Annotated in this window: 18 protein-coding genes; 11 read left to right on the forward strand and 7 right to left on the reverse strand. The window is 42.8% G+C overall.

Going from position 1 to position 19772, the window contains the following annotated elements:
- Position 1 precedes the first annotated feature (1 nt).
- The 3 genes from D0X99_RS11340 (at position 2) to cas6 (ending at position 3184) form a co-directional block, all read left to right on the forward strand.
- A complete protein-coding gene (locus D0X99_RS11340; RefSeq protein ID WP_119477943.1) occupies positions 2-1096 on the forward strand; it encodes an AI-2E family transporter in 1095 nt (364 codons plus the stop codon).
- Positions 1096-2193: a redox-regulated ATPase YchF gene (gene ychF / locus D0X99_RS11345; RefSeq protein WP_119477944.1), complete on the forward strand. Its 1098-nt coding sequence runs from the start codon at positions 1096-1098 to the stop codon at positions 2191-2193. Before D0X99_RS11340 ends, ychF begins: the two co-directional genes overlap by 1 nt.
- Before the next feature lie 100 nt (positions 2194-2293).
- Complete coding sequence (cas6, locus tag D0X99_RS11350; protein ID WP_119477945.1) at positions 2294-3184, forward strand: CRISPR-associated endoribonuclease Cas6; 891 nt, start codon at positions 2294-2296, stop codon at positions 3182-3184.
- Positions 3185-3220: 36 nt separating this feature from the next.
- Here the strand turns inward: cas6 and D0X99_RS11355 are convergent, their stop codons facing one another.
- Together D0X99_RS11355 and D0X99_RS11360 are read right to left on the reverse strand one after the other, a co-directional pair.
- Positions 3221-4495 (reverse strand): type IX secretion system plug protein, encoded by a 1275-nt coding sequence (locus D0X99_RS11355; protein WP_119477946.1) that lies wholly within the window; start codon positions 4493-4495, stop codon positions 3221-3223.
- A 39-nt stretch (positions 4496-4534) separates the two neighbouring features.
- The gene (locus tag D0X99_RS11360; RefSeq protein ID WP_119477947.1) at positions 4535-6460 is read right to left on the reverse strand and encodes an ABC-F family ATP-binding cassette domain-containing protein; all 1926 of its coding nucleotides are present in this window, start codon (positions 6458-6460) and stop codon (positions 4535-4537) included.
- A 92-nt stretch (positions 6461-6552) separates the two neighbouring features.
- Here D0X99_RS11360 and D0X99_RS11365 point away from each other — a divergent pair, with 92 nt between their 5' ends.
- Complete coding sequence (locus D0X99_RS11365) at positions 6553-7737, forward strand: PQQ-dependent sugar dehydrogenase (RefSeq protein WP_119477948.1); 1185 nt, start codon at positions 6553-6555, stop codon at positions 7735-7737.
- Between the two features lie 35 nt (positions 7738-7772).
- Here D0X99_RS11365 and D0X99_RS11370 read toward each other — a convergent pair whose 3' ends face one another.
- The 4 genes from D0X99_RS11370 to D0X99_RS11385 all read right to left on the reverse strand — a co-directional run bounded on the left by D0X99_RS11370 (position 7773) and on the right by D0X99_RS11385 (position 12230).
- On the reverse strand, positions 7773-9092 hold the full coding sequence (locus D0X99_RS11370; protein WP_119477949.1) for an ABC1 kinase family protein: 1320 nt from the start codon (positions 9090-9092) through the stop codon (positions 7773-7775).
- 3 nt (positions 9093-9095) lie between these two features.
- Positions 9096-9761, reverse strand: a complete 666-nt coding sequence (locus D0X99_RS11375) for a TetR/AcrR family transcriptional regulator (protein WP_119477950.1) — start codon at positions 9759-9761, stop codon at positions 9096-9098.
- Between the two features lie 110 nt (positions 9762-9871).
- The gene (gene hslV / locus D0X99_RS11380; protein ID WP_119477951.1) at positions 9872-10414 is read right to left on the reverse strand and encodes an ATP-dependent protease subunit HslV; all 543 of its coding nucleotides are present in this window, start codon (positions 10412-10414) and stop codon (positions 9872-9874) included.
- Between the two features lie 169 nt (positions 10415-10583).
- A complete protein-coding gene (locus D0X99_RS11385; protein WP_119477952.1) occupies positions 10584-12230 on the reverse strand; it encodes a pyruvate dehydrogenase complex dihydrolipoamide acetyltransferase in 1647 nt (548 codons plus the stop codon).
- A gap of 110 nt (positions 12231-12340) precedes the next feature.
- On the opposite strand from D0X99_RS11385, the gene D0X99_RS11390 reads away from it, so the two are divergent.
- From D0X99_RS11390 to D0X99_RS11415, 6 genes are all read left to right on the forward strand, one after another.
- The gene (locus D0X99_RS11390) at positions 12341-13300 is read left to right on the forward strand and encodes a YheT family hydrolase (protein ID WP_119477953.1); all 960 of its coding nucleotides are present in this window, start codon (positions 12341-12343) and stop codon (positions 13298-13300) included.
- Positions 13301-13332: 32 nt separating this feature from the next.
- Positions 13333-14031: an SOS response-associated peptidase gene (locus D0X99_RS11395; protein ID WP_119477954.1), complete on the forward strand. Its 699-nt coding sequence runs from the start codon at positions 13333-13335 to the stop codon at positions 14029-14031.
- A gap of 102 nt (positions 14032-14133) precedes the next feature.
- Positions 14134-15132 carry a 3-oxoacyl-ACP synthase III family protein gene (locus D0X99_RS11400; RefSeq protein ID WP_119478157.1) on the forward strand — a complete coding sequence of 333 codons (999 nt, stop codon included), beginning with the start codon at positions 14134-14136 and terminating at the stop codon, positions 15130-15132.
- A gap of 3 nt (positions 15133-15135) precedes the next feature.
- Positions 15136-15699, forward strand: coding sequence for a hypothetical protein (locus D0X99_RS11405; protein ID WP_119477955.1), 564 nt, complete (start codon positions 15136-15138; stop codon positions 15697-15699).
- 119 nt (positions 15700-15818) lie between these two features.
- Entirely contained in the window at positions 15819-17369 is a 1551-nt protein-coding gene (locus tag D0X99_RS11410; protein WP_119477956.1) for a toxin-antitoxin system YwqK family antitoxin, read from the forward strand.
- 60 nt (positions 17370-17429) lie between these two features.
- On the forward strand, positions 17430-17591 hold the full coding sequence (locus tag D0X99_RS11415; RefSeq protein ID WP_119477957.1) for a Lacal_2735 family protein: 162 nt from the start codon (positions 17430-17432) through the stop codon (positions 17589-17591).
- A 197-nt stretch (positions 17592-17788) separates the two neighbouring features.
- On the opposite strand, the gene D0X99_RS11420 is transcribed toward D0X99_RS11415, so the two are convergent.
- Positions 17789-18310: a cupin domain-containing protein gene (locus tag D0X99_RS11420; RefSeq protein ID WP_119477958.1), complete on the reverse strand. Its 522-nt coding sequence runs from the start codon at positions 18308-18310 to the stop codon at positions 17789-17791.
- A 205-nt stretch (positions 18311-18515) separates the two neighbouring features.
- Between D0X99_RS11420 and D0X99_RS11425 the strand changes: the two genes are divergently transcribed.
- Positions 18516-19763, forward strand: coding sequence for an ROK family transcriptional regulator (locus D0X99_RS11425; protein ID WP_119477959.1), 1248 nt, complete (start codon positions 18516-18518; stop codon positions 19761-19763).
- The last annotated feature ends 9 nt before the right edge of the window (positions 19764-19772 follow it).

A 19772-nucleotide genomic window follows, 5' to 3' on the forward strand; every position in this document is an offset into this window, starting at 1 on the left:
GATGCAGCGGTTTTTTGTATATCTGATCTTATTTCTGGCAGCCTTTTTTTTATTTGGCTGGTACTTTTCCAATATTACGCTTTACCTAATTATCTCATTAATCATTGCGGCATTACTTCGCCCATTGACTAATCGCCTCAATGATTTCCACCTTCTTGGGCAGCACATTCCTAGATGGCTTGCAATCTTGATTTCGTATGCAGCCATTGTTTTATTGGTTGTTATGCTGGGACTGTTGTATTTCCCGTTGATCAATGACCAAATTATTATTCTATCCGAATTGGATTTGGAAGGAATTTATCTTCAAATCAAAGAACCCGTCAGTCGTGTAGAACGATTTCTGCTTCGATACGAATTACTTGAAAACAAGCCTGGATCACTTTTCGAAGAATTAAAAAAGTCTATCATTGAATTTGTTAAAAGCTTTGATTTCGGTGGCTTTATCAGTGGTTTGATTGACCTGACGACCAGTTTCTTAATAGGCACGATGGCCATTGCCTTTATTACCTTCTTCCTTCTTTTGGAGAATGGGCTTTTGAGAAGGAATCTGCTTAATCTCATTCCTAATCCCTATTTCGAACTTTCCGTCGCCACATTTACAAAGGTGGAAAAACTACTTTCCAATTACCTGTTTGGGCTTATGCTTCAGATGCTTGCTATTTTTTCATTGGCTAGCCTAGGTCTATCAATTGCCGGGATAGAATATGCCCTTACCATTGCACTATTTGCAGCTATTGCAAACCTCATACCCTACGCAGGACCCATACTTGGGGCAGTATTCGGCCTGATTGTCGGAGTGTCCACCGGTACATTTACCACTGATTCAGAATATACCTATCTACTTTTCAAGATATTGTCTGTTTTTGCTTTTGTACAACTCACTGATAATGTGGTGCTCCAACCAATGATTTTCTCCAAATCAGTCAAAGCACATCCCCTTGAGATATTTGTTATTATCTTTGCCGGGGCAAAAATTGCCGGTATTCCGGGGATGATCTTTGCAATTCCGGTTTATACCATATTCAGAGTATCTGTGATGGAGTTCTACAAAGGGTATAAATCCTATCGAATCTTTAAAATTAAAGCAACGAATTAATGGCATTACAATGTGGCATAGTAGGTCTTCCAAATGTTGGAAAATCCACCTTGTTTAATGCGCTATCAAGCGCCAAAGCAGAAGCGGCAAACTTCCCTTTTTGTACCATCGAACCTAATGTGGGCGTCGTTTCCGTTCCTGACAGGCGACTTCAGGTTTTGGAGGGACTAGTCAATCCACAGCGGGTGGTACCTACTATCATTGAGTTTGTAGATATCGCAGGCTTGGTAAAAGGCGCATCCAAAGGTGAAGGCCTTGGAAATAAATTTCTTGCCAATATCCGTGAGGTGGATGCGATCATTCACGTAATTCGCTGCTTTGAAGATGAGAACATTGTTCACGTCGCGGGTGGTGTTGACCCGATTTTTGACAAAGAAGTGATCGACACCGAGCTTCAGTTGAAGGATTTGGAATCTGTCGAAAAGAAAATTCAGCGAATCGAAAAAATAGCCAAATCCGGTGACGCCAAGGCAAAAGTGGAGCTTGAAGTCCTGAACCGATTCAAGAACGGATTAACCTCAGGCCTCAATGCACGTGCAGTGGAAATAGACAAGGAAGAATTTGAAGCCGTAAGAGATTTGCACCTTTTAACCATCAAGCCCGTACTCTACGTGGCCAATGTTGACGAGGGAAGCATCCTGACAGGAAACAAGTTTGTCGACAAACTGAAAGAAAAAGTCAAAGAAGAAAATGCTGAAGTAATAATCCTTTGCGCAGCAATTGAATCACAGATTGCAGAGTTTGAGGATGCAGATGAAAAGTCACTTTTTCTTTCTGAATATGGATTGGAGGAAAGCGGATTGAACAGATTGATTTCTGCAGCCTACTCTTTACTGGACCTTATTACCTATTTTACAGCAGGTGTTCAGGAAGTTAGAGCTTGGACAATCAAAAAAGGCTGGAAAGCACCACAAGCCGCTGGAGTCATTCACACTGATTTTGAACGTGGGTTTATAAAAGCTGAAGTCATAAAACTTGCCGATTATCAGCAATTCAAAAATGAAGCTGGGTGCCGAGAAAATGGGAAAATTGCCATTGAAGGAAAAGAATACGTGGTTCAGGACGGCGATATCATGCATTTTAGGTTCAACGTTTGACTTTTTTTGAATTTTATTTGTACTTTTACCCACTGCTTATCCACCCCCAATTACCAAGCATTTTATTTCACAATTTGTCTCATTTTATTTTTAATTCACCGTGAGAGTTAGACTGATATTTTCACTTAAAAACAAAGGCTCTTATTTGCCTTTTCATCACCAGTACATCCTTGCACAATTCCTTAAGGGTTTAATTGTAAAAGGAGGTAGAGAAGAATTCTTCAATTATAATTACTTCAACTTTTCCGGCCTTAAAGGTCAGACTAAAGTAAGTAGAAGTGGGTTGCATTATTATTCCAGCCTGGTGACTCTTGTTCTTTCTTCCCAAAGTGAGGACTTCATGGATTATTTGCTCGAGCAGGTTTTTGCAACGCCAAAAATCGAACTCGGAAATTTGATCCTATCTCCGGAATACACTGAATTGGAATCCGAACCAACGCTCGAAACCTCCAATAAATTCGTGTGCATTTCTCCTCTCGTTTTGATCACTCCTGCTTTCAATGAAGAAGCAGGAAAGCGGTTTATTAACCCAGACAGCGATGAGTTTTCCGATTTGTTGTACGAATCAACTTTGACTCGTATGGAAAAGTCGGGCTGGTACACTCCTGAGCAAATGGAATCTTTCTACAAGTTCCAAGTAGTACCTGACATGGTTTATGTCAACAAGCTGAAAGAACAACAAAAGAAGTTTGCAAGAATCTATGCTGTTTATGACATGGATGTGAAATATGAGGTAAGAGGTTACACTCTTCCTTTCACGCTTTATGCAGCCCCTGAAGTTCAGGATTTCGTGTTCAAATGCGGCTTGGGTGCATTTACCCATAAAGGGTTTGGAATGCTGGATTTGGCAAATCATCCTTCGGGGACCCGTACCACTACATACAAGTTTAAAAGAGAAGGTTTCGTCCCTTACAAACCGACTGAGCGGGTCAGACAAAATGTCGCCCCGACATCGGAAGAAGGAGAAAGCGAAATGCCTGAAGAGTTTTAACAAACACATCCCCTCCCAGACGGAGGGGATTCTTTTTTATAGCCTCCTTCGATTGGGATGCAAGTAAACATATCCAACGAGCTGATCATACCTTGAACCAAGAGCCCGGTAATAGACTAAAACCTCGTATTCATTTTCGGTCTCAAAGTGACTACCCTCGATCGGATCTGAATCAAATCCTTCTGGAGACATAAATCCATATTGATAATCATACCATCCCTGTTTCATTAAAATGGAAGTACTATAGGTGCCACTTTTAGGGTCGTAAACCATTCTGGATTCAGGACTATTGCCCCAGGCTGTCAGTGAGCCTATCATGTGAATTTCTCTTCCTGGGTCTGCCTGAAAATGAAAAGTAGTGTAAATGTATTCACTCTCTACCTCAGGATTTCCACCTGGCCTGTCGTTGGTATAAACGAGATATTGCCCGTTTAAATCCAAGTATTGGGAATAGACTCCGCCCGGCCGGGGAGTATCTGTAAGGGCATTTGCAAAAATCGCAGTTTCCTCCACTTTGACTTCCGCAATATTTACACCTGTAGCACGGATAAATCTCAAATCAACAAATCTGAATTCATTTCCTGCCCTAAAAGTACTCGAACCATCAAATGGTTCGTAGCGGATACTTTTCGCGTTTTGATTTAGAAAAGTAGGCTTGGTCAGAAACTTGGCATTATCCCACCGTTGGTTTTGGCGGATGATCACTTTGACCTGGGTGGTGGGATCCACCAGATCTACCCGCGAGTAATTCACGGCCACATTAATCTGCTGAAGAGCTCTTCGCTCCTCAGTCTGAGTTGGAGGCACCACACTCGCCCCTACAGCAAACAGTTCTTCATGAACCATAAACCTTCGGGTCAAAATCACTTCATTTTCATTTCTGTTCCGATAAACCTTCAGGATATAATTTCCTGATTTCGTGACTCTTGGAACCTGAAAACGGTAATGAATATATGGAATTCTTGTATTGACCGAATAGTTATAATCCTGAATATTGAACTCATTGAATGCAACAGAAAAGTCATTGTCACGAAGCGCAGACTTCTGCCAGTTGGCATCGCAATGAATGAGCTTAGCCGTGTAAAGTTCCGGATCATAGGCTATGTCATCAAAAAGCAAAACCAAGGGCCGGGAATCCGTAATCGAAACCACCGGAGCATCCAAAGGACTGTCCTGCTGCAATCCCAAAGGAAAAAGCCTCACCGAATGAATATGTTCAGAATAAACTTTATCCTCCAAAACTTGGGAAAAGCCCGAGATGGAAGAAAGGCAAAACAATACCGAAATGAGGAACTGAAGCTTTTGAGACATGGAATTAAAGTACTGAATTTAGTCCAAAACCGTGCCTCATTAGCCTGCTATTTCCTGCAAAGTTGAAATCTGATCCACCAAAACCTCCCACTTGGCATTGGCTTCGTAGAGACTATCCTGAATACTTTTGTAGCTTTCCTGCACTTTTTGGGCTTGCGATTCATCTGCATAAACATCAGGATCGGCCATTTTCACCTCTGTCTCAGCTTTCAAAAGCTCCAGCGATTCAATCTCCTTTTCAATTTTCTGAAGCTGTTCTTCCAACTTCTTCAAATCCCTTTTTGCCTGCTGAACTTCTGGGGTATTTCGTGGGGTGACAGGCTGTGGTTTCTTCTCAACTTTCTCGACAACCGGCGAAGGTTTTACTTCCAGCTGCTGACTTCTCCAAAATTCATATTCTTCGTAAGTCCCCGGATATTCCTTGATTTGATGATCTTCGATGTACCAGATCTTATTAGCAACACCCTTGATAAAATGACGGTCGTGAGAAACGGTAATGAAGGTCCCTTCATACTGCTGAAGCGCCTGAATCAAAATATTAACCGACTGAAAATCGAGGTGGTTGGTAGGTTCATCCAACAGCAAAAAGTTGGCCTCCGAAATCAGGGTCTTGGCCAGAGCAACGCGAGACTTCTCCCCTCCTGACAGAACTTTGATTTTTTTGAATACTTCCTCATTGGAAAAAAGAAAGCATCCCAAGACTCCCCGAAGTTCCATCTCTGACTTTCCACTTCCGGCTTGAGCCATTTCCTGGATGATCTCGTTGTCCAAGGTCAAGGCTTCGAGTTGGTGCTGCGCAAAAAAGGACTTGATCACATTGTGGCCTTCGGTTCTTGTTCCGTCAATCTGTTCCGTACCGGCAATGATCCGAAGTAACGTCGATTTACCTTTCCCGTTTGCCCCGATCAGGGCGATCTTGTCTCCCCGTTCGATTCGGGCTGTGGTATTTTTTAGAATCACTAGATCACCATAGGATTTGGACACATGGTCCAAAACGACGACATCCCTTCCGGATTTCTGTGAAAACTTGAACTTGAAATTTACAAAAGCCTCGTCGTTCACGACTTCGTGTACCCGATCCATCCGGTCCAAAGCCTTGATTCTGGACTGTACCTGATTAGATTTGGTCGCCTTTGCCCGGAAGCGTTCGATAAATCGCTCGGTCTGCTTGATCATTTGCTGCTGGTTCTCATAAGCATTTTGCTGGAGTTCCATGCGGATCTTTTTTTCTTCCTTATAAAAAGAATAATTACCGGGATAGGAAGTCAAGGTCTGATTGGCAACCTCTACGGTAGTACTGATGCAATTATCTAGAAAAGTCTGATCGTGGGAAACGACAATGACCGCTCCCTCATAGTTTTTCAGGTAATTTTCCACCCACTGAATGGAAGGCAAATCCAAGTGGTTGGTAGGTTCATCAAGCATCAGGAGAGAAGGTTTTTCCAAAAGCAGCTTGGCCAGCATGACCCGCATCCTCCAGCCTCCGGAAAACTGACGCAAAGGCTTGTTCAAATCTGCGGTTTGAAAACCGATACCTTCCAATACTTCTTCCGCTTTGGCTTTTATCGTGTAACCTTCATTGCTTTCAAATCTTTCCTGGAGATAGGCTAAACGATTGATCACTTCTTCTGAATAATCGGTCTCCATTTGCTTCAGGACCTTGTCAATCTCGTCCTGAAGTGCCAAAGTCTCTTTGAAAGCGGCCAAAGCCACATTCAAAATGCTTTCATCCGACTGGTAGGAAAGCAAATCCTGATTCAAAAATCCGATCGTGCAGTCTTTCGCTTTTTGTACCTCTCCGGTAGTCGGCTGATAGTCTCCATTGATGATTTTTAGCAAGGTGGATTTTCCGGTTCCGTTTTGGCCTACCAACCCAATTTTATCTTTTGGCTTAATATGAAGGTTGGCATTTTCGTAAAGCGGGCGACCGCCAATGAAGTAAGAAAGGTTGCTAATCGATAACATGGCGCAAAAATAACCAAAGCCCCGTTTATACAGCTTTACTGGGAAAACATTCTCAATTGTATTAGCTTATTTCTTCAAAAACAGAAAATTCCATGAACCTCAAACCGATTGTTTTTTGTCTTTCCCTCGGACTGGTCAGCCTTAGCGCAAGTTGTCAGGGAAAACTCAGCCCTCTGCCCACTTCCAATAGCAGCAACAAACGAGACATCCGCGCTGCTAAGGCAGATGTAAAGCTGGATCAAATCAAGCTTCAGCCAGGTTTCAAAATCAGTGTTTGGGCTGCAGATGTGCCCAACGCCCGTTCGATGGCCATATCAGACAATGGAATTGTCTTCGTGGGAAACCGTCAGGAAAAAAATGTGTATGCTTTAGTCGATGAAAATGCGGATGGCAAAGCCGACTCCAAATTTATTTTGGCCGAAGGTCTCCGGATGCCCAATGGGGTTGCATATAAAGACGGAGACTTGTACGTAGCGGAAGTCAACCGCATCATCCGCTTTAAAAACATAAAAAACACCCTGAATAAGCCAACCTATGAAGTGGTCTATGACCAATATCCGACAGAGGGACATCATGGCTGGAAATTCATTGCTTTTGGTCCGGACGGAATGCTCTATGTGCCGGTAGGTGCACCCTGCAACATCTGTGATCCTGAAGAAGAGATCTATGCAAGCATTACCAGACTGGATGTGAAAAAGCCAGGTTCCAAGCCGGAAGTTTATGCTCATGGAGTTAGAAATTCAGTTGGATTTGACTGGCATCCGGTTTCCAAAGAATTATGGTTTACAGACAATGGTCGTGACATGATGGGAGATGATGTACCGGACTGTGAATTGAATCGAGCTACTGCAAAAGGCCAGCATTTTGGCTATCCTTACTGGCATGCTGGAACAATCAAAGACCCTGAGTTTGGAACAAAAGGAAAGGAAGCTTCGGCCTATGTGGCTCCGGCTGCAAAAATGGGAGCACATCAGGCTCCATTAGGAATGCGGTTTTACAAGGGAGGCATGTTTCCGACCAACTATAAAAACCAAGCTATCATCGCAAAACATGGCAGCTGGAACAGGAGCAAAAAAGCAGGTTATGAAGTGGTAATTGCCCAAATTGACGCTTCAGGAAAAGTAACCGGTCAGCAGATTTTCGCCAGTGGATGGCTAAACCCAACCACTCAGGATGTGTGGGGCAGACCGGTGGATGTCCAAGAGTTACCCGATGGAAGTTTGCTCATTTCCGATGATATGGCCAATTGCATTTATAGGGTGACGTATTCAAAATAAATCAAAAAAGGGAGGCTTTGGCCTCCCTTTTTTTGTTATTTCAACCACTCCGGCTTGGTCGTATCCACCTCAGCCTGTAACTGATTGAGCAGATTGTATAAGCCAAAGTAAGTTCTGTTGATGTACAAGCCATGTCTAGACCCCCGAGCCTGACGGGATTTTTTAAACATCCTGTCATTGGATATCCTATCTCCCAACTGGAAGATTTGCTCGAAGTACCTATCATCAGCAAAGTCAAATCGATCCACGTGAAAAGGTTTTCCAAGCAAGGAAATCATCTCCTTGAACACTCCTTTGAAATAGATTTTTTCTTCTTCGGTGTCTTTGTCAGAAATGAAGTCCAGTCCATAGAAAATCTGATTGAGCTCTACTTCATTGACTACCAGTTCTTTTTTTATCAAGGCAAAATACCCCTGATAAAAATCCTCCGGGATGACTTTCACACAGCCGAAATCAATAATTCCCAATGTCCCATCCTCCTGAACAATAAAATTACCGGGATGCGGATCGGCATGGACCTGCTTTAAGTTATGCACCTGATGGTGGTAAAAATCCCAAAGTGCTTGCCCAACTTGATTCTTGAGTTTTTGACTGGGGTTGGTTTCCATCCACTCCTTGATATGTTTCCCAGCTATCCAATCCATGGTGATGATCCGCTCCGAGCTGAATTCATCGTAGTAAGAAGGGAACTTCAGGTTAGGTATGTGTGCACAAGCCTGAGAAATCTCCCGTGATCGCTCCACTTCCAGATGGTAGTCCGTCTCTTCGATCAGTCGCTCCTCCACCTCTTCCATGTAGTGATCCAGCTCCCGCTCGTTCATATTCAGCAATCGGAGTGCGAAAGGTCTGACCAACTTCAAGTCCGAACTGACCGAATCAGCCACACCAGGATACTGGATTTTAACTGCAAAGGTCTTCCCGTTTTTAGTAGCCTGATGCACTTGCCCAATCGAAGCAGCGTTAACTGCAGATCGGGTAAACGTGTCAAAAAGAGATTCGGGAGTTTTTCCGAAATACTTCTGAAATGTCTTCACCACCAAAGGAAAGGACAAGGGCGGAGCAGAATACTGCGCCATAGTAAACTTGTCCTGATACGCTCTCGGTAGGAGATTTTTGTCCATGGACATCATCTGAGCCACTTTGAGGGCAGAGCCTTTCAGTTCGCTTAAGGAATTGTAAATGTCCGTGGCATTATTTTGATGCAACTCTTCCTTGTTCATGGAAGGATTCACCATCTTTTTGGCGTAGTGCTTCACATAGTTGCCTCCCACTTTTGCACCTGTGGAAATAAACTTGGCAGCCCGCTGCACTTTGGAAACCGGTATAGCTTCCTGCTCTTTTACTTTGCCCGACATGGATTACTTGTTTTGGTAGAGAAACTTCGCGAAATCAAGAAAGGAATCCAGTGCACTTTTTCCCATTAGGTCAAAGGCAAGATTGACGGATTTCTCGATCGCAGCGTCTGTTTTTTCAAATCTTGGACTTCTGTCATCCAACCAATAGCGGAAGACAAATGCCACCTGAAGCCAAAGCGCTTCATCGTATCGATCAGATATCAGTGGTCGACTAGCAATCTCCTGAGTTTCTTTCCCTTCCAAAATAATCTCGCTGGCAAAATCCTTGAATTTCTCCTTAAACTCTTTGGTGTCGCTTGGCAGAGATTTGAATGACTTGCTTTTGTCCTGATAAAGACTCAGTAAGTAGGATCGGTTTTTCTTCAATTCTTCAATCCAGGTAAAGAGAAAGCTAAGAAACTTCTCGCGGACGCTGTATTCTTTGAAGACTTCCTGAGTCTCGATTTGCTCCAGTGTGGTGTCGAAAATCGAAACCCAAATCGCGGATTTAATGGATTCAAAGGATGTGAAGTGAGAATAAAACTCTTCCTCCTTCATTTTCAAATCTTTGGCAAACTTAAAAACAGACGTTGGTTCGGCACCATGCTCTAGGACATGGGATACATATCCTTCCAAAATCAGTTTTCGATAATCTTTTTTAGTTGTCTTTTTGACCGGTGTAGTTTCCATTGGAATACTTGAGATACACTTAGATAACTCCCAATTGAAGCTGTGGGTTTACCAAAAACGAAAAAAAGCCGGAGTCTTTTTCCGGCTTTTCATAAATCAGATTGATTCTTTCAATTTTTCACTTTTTCAATCACCAGATTGTGATTGGTATAGATGCAAACATCGGCAGCGATGTGAAGGCTTTCCCGTACCATTTCTTCCGCTGTCAGTTGTGGGGCAAACTTCTTCATTGCCCGTGCGGCAGACTGGGCAAACATACTTCCTGATCCGATGGTGGCAATTTCCATATCGGGCTCAATCACATCACCGGTACCGGAAATGATTAAAATATCATCCTTGTCTGCTACGATCATCATCGCTTCCAATCTGCTAAGCATGCGGTCCATTCTCCATTCTTTGGCAAGTTCAACAGCTGCTCTCTTCATGTTATTTCCGAAGGCATTTAATTTCTCTTCGAATTTCTCCAAAAGGGTAAATGCATCAGCGGTCGACCCGGCAAAACCCGTCACGATCTTACCACCTTGCAAAACCCGAAGTTTTTTGACGGTACTCTTGGCTATCGTATTTCCCAAAGTTGCCTGTCCATCTGCTCCGATTACTACTTCTCCATTGTGACGGATTGCGACTACGGTTGTTGATTTGATTTTTTCCATGGATAAAAGTTATGTGATTGGTTTTATGGTTATTGGGTTCAAGGATTTGGATTCTTACAATTTGCTAAAGGCAAAATTCAGAGATCGCTGATAAATGAACATCTCATTCTCCAATAACCATACAAAAGCAAAAAGTCCCATCGAAACAGGACTTTTTGACAGGTATTTTTTAGATGAGGATTCTTACCGGATCTTCCAAGAGACCTTTCAATGTCTGAAGGAAAGCCGAACCTACTGCTCCATCCACTACCCGGTGATCGCAGGAAAGGGTCACCTTCATAATGTTTCCTATTTTCATCTGACCGTCTTTCACGATCACTGTTTCTTTGATTCCACCTACTGCCAGAATACACGCATCCGGAGGGTTGATGATAGCTGTGAATTCATCGATTCCAAACATACCCAAGTTGGAAATGGTGAAGGTGTTACCTTCCCAATCCTTTGGCTGAAGTTCTTTGTTCTTTGCTTTTGCGCCGAGTGTTTTAGCCTGATTGGAAATCTGTGATAAAGACAGGCTGTCTGCAAATCGGATTACCGGAACAAGTAAGCCTTCTTCAACGGCTACTGCCATCCCGATGTGGATGTGATTGTTGTAGCGGATTTTATCACCCAGCCAACTGGAATTCACTTTTGGATGCTGACGCAAAGCAACTGCAGCGGCTTTAATTACTAAGTCGTTGAAGGAGATTTTCACTGTAGAAATCTCATTCATGCTCTTTCTGGCTTCGATTGCCTTATCCATGTTGATTTCCATGGTCAGGTAGAAGTGAGGTGCGCCAAACTTACTTTCTGCGAGACGCTTCGCAATCACTTTTCTCATTTGAGAAACCTTCTCTTCACGGAAACTCTCCTGACCTAAGACTGGAGCTACAGACTGAGCGGAAGCAGGCGCAGATGCAGCAACTGGAGCAGCAGCGGGGACAAAAGTCTCCACATCACGCTTCACGATTCTTCCGCCTTCACCGGATCCACTGACCAATCGAATATCAACTCCTTTTTCTTCGGCAATTTTTTTGGCCAAAGGAGATGCTTTAAGTCGATCACTTCCAACAGCCGGCGCAACTGCCACAGGTGCTGGGGCCACTGGAGTAGAAGGTGCGGCCACTTTTACTTCAGCGGCAGGCTCGGATTTAGCTTCAACTGGGGCAGAAACTTTGCCTCCTCCCTGCTGAGCTTTGAGCAAAGTTTGATAATCAGCTCCTTTTTCACCGATTACAGCGATGACTCCGTCCACAGCAACGCTGTTTCCGGCTTCAACACCAATGTATAATAAGACTCCATCTTCATAAGACTCCAATTCCATGGTAGCCTTATCAGTTTCAACTTCAGCGATGATTTCGCCGGATTTCACCGGGTCACCTACTTTTTTCAACCAAGTAGCAATTGTCCCTTCCTGCATGGTATCACTCATTTTCGGCATGGTGATTACCGTGGCATTAATACCGGATGTGTCTATTTTTTCAGCTGAAGCCTCAACTTTTGCAGGTTCTGCAGCTTTTGCTTCTGGCTTTACTTCTTCTGTTTTTGCAGCTGCTGGAGCAGTAGAGGAACCATTGAGCAAGTGCTCGTAAGCTTCTCCTTTTTCACCGATAATGGCGATTACCCCATTTACTGGTACTGAATCTTTCTCCTGAACTCCAATATATAAAAGGACACCTTCTTCGTAGGATTCGAGCTCCATGGTTGCTTTGTCGGTCTCTACTTCAGCAAGGATATCTCCCGGCTTCACAGTATCTCCAACTTTTTTCAACCACGCAGCGATCACCCCCTCCTCCATTGTGTCGCTCATTTTTGGCATTCTGATTATTTCGGCCATAGGTAATTTCGAGCTTGTTCGTTTTTAAAGAGTCCAAAAATAGATTTTAAAAATGCTTTATTCAAATTTATATCCTGTATTTTCCGTGCTGTTTTAGGCCATTTTACCCCATGCCACTGACTTCTGAAAGCTCCTATCGACGGCCTAATTGGCTCTTTAGCGGACACTTAGAAACGATTTATCCAGCTCTTTTCCGTAAAGTAGAATTACAAAAACCTACCCGGGAAAGAATCGAAACACCGGATGGAGACTTCCTTGACCTGGATTGGTATAGGGATGCTAACCCCCGCTTGGTGATCATCAGCCATGGTTTGGAAGGAAATAGTACTCGGCCTTACATGCTTGGAATGGCCAAAGAATTCATTTTGAACGGCTTCGATGTGTTGACTTGGAACTTCCGCGGTTGCAGTGAGGAAATGAATCGAAACCTGATTTTTTACCACAGTGGTGCTACTTATGATCTAGATACCGTGGTCACCCATGCTCAAGAAAGTTATCAGGAAATCTATCTGGTTGGGTTCAGTTTGGGCGGAAATCTTTCTCTGAAATACCTGGGAGAAAAAAAGTCCACTAACCCAAAACTTAAAAAAGGGGTCGCCATTTCGGTTCCTTTAGATTTAGCAAGATCCTGTGACAAAATTTCCTCCGGAGAAAATATCATTTATTCAAAACGGTTTTTGAAAACCTTGAAAGAAAAAGTGATCCGAAAATCATTGGCCTTTCCTGGAGAAATACCGGTTGGTCTCTTAAGGAAAATCAAAACTTTGAGAGATTTTGACAATTATTTTACCGGACCTTTGCACGGATTTGCCGATGCCGCAGAATACTATGAGGTCAACTCTTCCCTGTACTTTTTGGATCAAATTGAAGTGCCAACTTTGGTCCTGAATGCCCAAAACGACCCCTTTCTGAGCGAATCCTGCTTTCCAGTCCGCTTGGCAAAAAAGCTGGAACTAATTCATTTTGAATTCCCAAAGTTTGGAGGACACGTGGGGTTTTCAGGTCCTTTAGGAGAAAAAAGCTATTTCTCAGAGCAAAGGGCAGTTGAATTTATTACCCGCGATCTCTAACTTCCCCCACAAAACCCATTAACACCCTGACCATGTGCGGAAGATACTCCCTCAGCAAAAGTAAAATTGAATTGGAAGAGCGGTTCCAAGCCGAAATGCTGGCGGATTTCAAACCGAGGTATAATATTGCTCCGACTCAGTTGGTCCCTGTTATTACTTCCGACAGTCCAAAGGGATTTTCCTTTTTTTATTGGGGCATTACCCCTGACTTTGGACACAACAAACCCGTTTCCCAAAAACTGATCAATGCCAAAGCAGAGTCGGTAAACGAAAAAATTTCATTTAAAGGCTCTTTCCAAAGAAGACGCTGTTTAGTTCCAGCAGACGGATTTTTTGAATGGAAAAAACTCGGAAAAAAGACCAAAATCCCCTACCGGTTTACCCTTCGTGACGAAGATATATTTTCATTTGCAGGAATATGGGAGGAATATGAAACCGTATCCGGAGAATCCCAGCATACATTTTTAATTCTGACCACCACTCCAAATGAAGTCGTCGAAGAAGTACATGACCGGATGCCAGTAATCATTCCCCGAGATCAGGAAAAAAAATGGCTGGACAAATACTCCTCCGAGTCAGATCTGATGAAAATGCTGAATCCTTACCCAGCGGAATTAATGTTGAGTTACACTGTTTCTCCATTGGTTAATTCTGTCCAAAACGACTCACCCGGAATTATTCGACGTACTTCTCCAATGGACCAATTTGGGAATTACACCCTATTTGGATAAAACTGGAAACAATTTTCAACAGGAAGGCTTTTTTGTCGGATTGCCATCAAGTAGCGATATTGGCACTCCTTTTTGTTTTTAATTCAATAGACCCAAATGAAAATGAAAAAATCCCGAATCCTCGGAGCTGGACATTATGTACCTGAGCGCATTGTAACCAATGCGGAACTCTCCCAGATGATGAATACCAGCAATGAATGGATTGTGGAGCGAACTGGCATTCAGGAGCGTCGCTGGTTTACGCCCGGTGTGGATACCGTCACTAATATGTCTGCCAAAGCCAGCCGGATGGCAATGGAAAGAGCCGGAATCGAGGCCAAAGACATCGAGTTTATCGTTTTTGCAACCATTACCTCCGACTATTTCCTTCCCGGGAATGGCGTTTTATTGCAACGAGAACTAGGGCTTACAGGGATTGGAGCGTTGGACATCCGAAATGCCTGCTCCGGCTTTATTTATGCACTTTCGGTAGCCGACCAGTTTATCAAAACCGGGATGTACAAAAAAATCCTCGTGGTAGGCGCAGAAATTCAGTCCTCGGCACTTGACAAAAGTGACGAAGGGCGATCCAGCGCGGTCATCTTTGCCGATGGAGCTGGAGCGGTAGTACTGGGAGCTGTTGAACCCGATCAGCCGGGAATTCTAAGTACACATCTACATTCTGAGGGTGCCCACGCGGAGGAGTTGTATTGCATTGCTCCAAGCTCTAGCGGCAAGGTCAGAATCTCTCAGGAGATGATTGATCGGGGTGATTTTTTCCTAAAAATGAACGGAAATGCCGTATTCAAACATGCAGTGGTTCGATTCATGGAGGTAATCCAGGAAGCACTGGATTATAACGGAGTCAAAAAAGAACAAATCGACCTGCTCGTTCCTCACCAGGCTAACCTTCGCATCAGTCAATACATTCAGCAAAAGCTTCAGCTTCCTGATGAGAAAGTGTTTAATAATATCATGTATTTGGGAAATACGACTGCTGGAACCATACCGATTGCGCTTTCACAGGCATGGGAACAAAGTAGGTTAAAACCAGGTGACTTGGTTTGTTTGGCGGCTTTTGGATCTGGATTTACTTGGGCATCTGCTCTATTGCGTTGGTAAAAAATGGATGAGATCCAGACCCCAATTGATCTTGATCTTTGGTTGAATTCCGACCTTTTTCGGAGGCAAAACTTACTTAAAAGTCAATTTATCGCTATTTTGGAGGAGGTCGGAAATAATTTTCCCAATAGGGATTTGACAAGAATTTCTCCAAATTCCAGAGGTATCAAAATCTCCAAGGGAAATGATTTGTTGGGATTTCCTTATCAAGTGTTAGATCTAATCCGTGATTTTGACACTTTGGAAGGAGTCAATATCCGGCTGCTGAACTGGTTTGGAAATGGGTTTTTCATTACAGTTCTGATCGGAAAAAATAGAAATAACCCTATTAAAGAATTTCTTGAAATGGAATTTTCATTTGGCCAAAGTGAAAATCAATGGGACTACCCTGATCTAATTTTAACTAAAAACTTCACGACTAGCCAAGAGAAAATATCCAAGTCTGAATTGGGATTTCACCATTGGATCAAACGAGTTGATCTACTGCCCGAACCCCAAACCATTGTCAAATATCTTAATGGGGAACTAAAAAAAATCATTGGTATTCTGGAGCTTCCGAAAGATTAAAGCCGGAATTACCTTAATTTTAAACAGGAAAAAGATTCGTACGTAGTAACTATATCGAATCTTAATTACCGATCGTTTATTACTGGCTTTGCCGCGAGCTACCCTGAACCCTTCACGACATGAGATACTTGCTTTTAGCAGTTTTTACTTTCGTTTACTTTTCTGCTTTTTCTCAGGAACCCAAACTGATTCAACAATTCAGTTCAGATTCCACCATCATGGGAACCGGTGTAATTATCGGTAATCAACGAGAGGGGCTTTGGAAATTTTATAATCCCAAAAGTAACACCCTTATAGCAGAGGGCACTTTTTTAAAAGGGAAAAAAGAAGGGTCTTGGACTAATTATTACCCAAGCGGAAAAAAACGCGAGACAGCTGAATACCGAGATGGAAAGCTGTTTGGACCTGCCCAGTTTTTCGATGAGGAAGGGGCCCTTAAGAAACAGTTGATTTATCAGGACAGTGTTTTGGTCGGGAAATACACAGAATATTTCGGAAAAGCTGGAAATCCAAGTTATGTTGATCCAAAACAGGTTCAACTGGAAGGACAATATGAAAACGGAAAGCGTACCGGCCAATGGGTGACTTATTACGAATTTGGAGAATTGGCTGCCCGAGAGTTTTATGTGGAAGGACTTAGGGAAGGCCCATATTTGGAATATGACCCCGACGGTAATGTGATTACGGAAGCAGTTTATGTAAAAGGCCGGATGGAAGGCCCAATCAAAAGGTATGCTTTTACAATGCCTCTTGAAACGGGCACCTACCGAAACGGACAAAAAATTGGCGAATGGAAACGATACTTTCCGGCAACCAAAATCCTTGAAGCAGAGGAATATTATGATGACCAGGGAAATAAAACCGGCGATTGGAAATATTACTATCAAACTGGCCGACTAGCCCGAATCGAACATTATCAGAATGACATCGGCATTGGTGTTTGGGAAGAATATTTTCCAAATAAGGCACTCTCTAAAAGGAAAAGATATGAACTAGGGGTTCCCGTAGGAGAATACATCGAATACCACAGTTCAGGTCAAATATCGGTTCAGGGTCAATATGAAAACGGAGCAAAAAGCGGACTCTGGAAGAGTTTCTTTCCCGATGGACAAGTTTATTCCATTGGAGAATATCGAAATGACCTAAAAACAGGACTCTGGAAATACTTTAACAAAATTGGAATTCTGGTTGCGGAAGGAGAATATGTCCTTGGAATGGAAGATGGGCAGTGGTTCTATTACTACGACGGTGGACAACTCAAATCTGTAGGCAGCTACAAACTTGGGTTTGAAGATGGAATCTGGGGTCTTTTCTACGACAACAAACAATTAACCCAAGAAGAGTTCTGGGATAATGGCCGGTTAAAAAATGTCGGAGACTATTTCAACTACGATGGTTCGGCCAAACTTGACAAAGGAACGCTCAAAGATGGGGATGGGACCCGAATCACATACTATATCAACGGGCAAAAAGAATCAGAAGGCACTTTCAAATCCGGTAAAGCCGAAGGATTGTGGATTTTCTATCATGAAACCGGGAAAAAAGCTTCTGAAGGAGCCATGAAGGACGGGAAAAAGGAAGGCCCTTGGAGGTATTACAATTCAGCAGGAAGACTGGAAGACCTGATCAATTACAAAAACGACGAGATTGTCGAGGAGAACAAATTGTAATTACCGCTAGACTGTAAACATTGAGAACAGTCCCGGGTTAATCAACCAAATCATATACCCATGTTCGGACTATTCAAGAAGAAAACAGAAAAAGAAAAATTACAGGAAGCCTATGCCGAAATGATGGCCAAGGTGCATAAGCTATCACACTCCAATAGAACTGCAGCAGATAAACTAATGGCTGAAGCAGAGGAAATCGCTAAAAAAATCGAAAAGCTTTAAATTCAGAAAAAAGCATTTGAAACAGCTCAACGCTAATTTTGAATGTAAATATTTGGATTTTAAATATTTATATGTAAATTCAATTACCTTTTTGGACTTGTCCGCAGACTTTTTTTAAACTGGATTAGTTTATTTTAAGGGTGATTGAGCTTCGGACCAAAACTTATTTCTTTTTAAAGCCCGGGAAACCGGGCTTTTTATTTTCGGGAATAATCATCCTGAAGTCGAACGATATCATTCTCATCTGATGGATGAGTTGGGTCTGAATGCATCCAAATTTCCGCAACAATCCCCCAATTATTTGCACCGATCAATCGATGCCGTTGACCTTTCTCTAAGGAGACCACTTCACCCAAATTCATTACCTCAACCGGCCCCTGTTCATCAGTGGTGCTTTTTGAAATTGCTGAAGTTCCGGCAATGAGTTTCCAAAGCTCTGCTCTGCGAAAATGGTATTGCCAGGAAAGTCTTGCTCCCGGTGCAACTAGAAGAAACTTTGGACTTAACTTTTGCTCCAACTGCTCTTCTGAAAGCTCCACTTCTGAAAAAAATTCATTCTTGAATTTCAGAATCTGGGTTTCATCCAGAACAAAAAAACCTCCCCAAGGTCGATCCATGTCTTTGGCTGAGATTCGAAAACCTAATTCATGAAGGTAATTTTCAACTTCAATAAAAATCTCAGCTTTACTGAGATGTGGGTTAATAGTAAAAGATTCCATAGTCCAAAAATTTCTGGGCAAACATAAGTAATGTTCCTTTTGCAGAAAATAATGATCGGAAATTTTCAAATCTTTTTGAAAAACTAGGTTCTCTAACCAAATAAATCGAGTTTCCTTTCAAAAATCACTTCTCATTAATTAATTTTTTTTAGGAAGTATTTTTTGAAACCTAAAATTTCCCTTAATTGAGGCATTACTTGAAGCCATGAACCTAATAAACCCACAAGAAGTCATCTCCAAAATGGAAGGTGTGGTAGAAATCAAAAGCTACCTCAATAAAATCAAGATCATCAAAAACCTTTACCTAAAGGGAGCCAACACTGCAAGCGAAATCTGTAATGAGGTAGGAATATCCCTACCCACCGTTAATGCTCTGTTGGGGGATTTGATGAATTCAGGAGAAGTAATCAAACAAGGAAGAGCAGAGTCTCAAGGTGGCAGAAAGCCGGATCTTTACAGGCTAGCGGAAAATGCATTCTATGTCCTGTCAGTTGACTTGTCCAAGTTCAACATGAATCTAGCTTTATATTCCTGCACGCATGAGCTAGCCTTTGACAAAGAAGATCATAAGATTACCCTCAACAATGAGAAAGAAACTTTTGATCAACTCTGTGATTTGATCGAGCAATACCTGACAAAAACAAACATTCCTTCTGACAAAGTAATAGCCATTGGATTTTCAATGCCTGGACTGGTGGATTCCATCGGTGGAGTCAATTATACCTACCTGAGATTTGGAAAGAAAACGCTGCTGGAAAATCTTGAAGCTCGATTCCAAAAGAAAATCTTTTTGGAGAATGACGCCCGTGCCATGACTTTGGCTGAATTCAAATTTGGATCAGAACATAACCACAAAAATGTACTGGGTCTCTTTATTGGCTGGGGCATTGGGCTGGGAATCATCATCGACGGTAAAATCTATCAAGGTGCTTCCGGTTTTGCCGGGGAATTTGCTCACTCTCCTATTTTTGAATCCAGAGATGTTACCTGCACTTGTGGCAAAAAGGGATGCTTGGAAGCAGTGGCTTCCGGTACAGCAATCGTCAGAATGGCCGAAGAAGCTATCAAGCTGGACAAAGACAGCATCCTTGCCAGAATGGTCCGGGATCATCAAGGAGACTTGGAGCCGGGCTTAGTAGTGGAGGCCGCATTGGCAGGAGATCAACGAGCCATCACGATACTTTCAGAGGCTGGCCTGGATTTGGGGCGTGGTATTTCCATCCTGATTCAGCTACTCAATCCTGAATTGATCATAATTGGAGGATCTGTGGCAGAGGCCAATCAATACCTCATCACGCCAATCCAGCAAGCCTTGAACATCTATAGTATGGCGAAGTCCAGAGAAAAGTCCCAATTGGCCCTGTACCAACTCGGAAAAGATGTCGGGCTAATGGGTGGCGTAGCCGTTGTGAATGAAAAGCTGTTTGATGATGTAATAAACAGGTTGGGTTAATCCAACCTT

The sequence above is a fragment of the Algoriphagus lacus genome, assembly GCF_003583985.1.
GTDB lineage: Bacteria > Bacteroidota > Bacteroidia > Cytophagales > Cyclobacteriaceae > Algoriphagus > Algoriphagus lacus.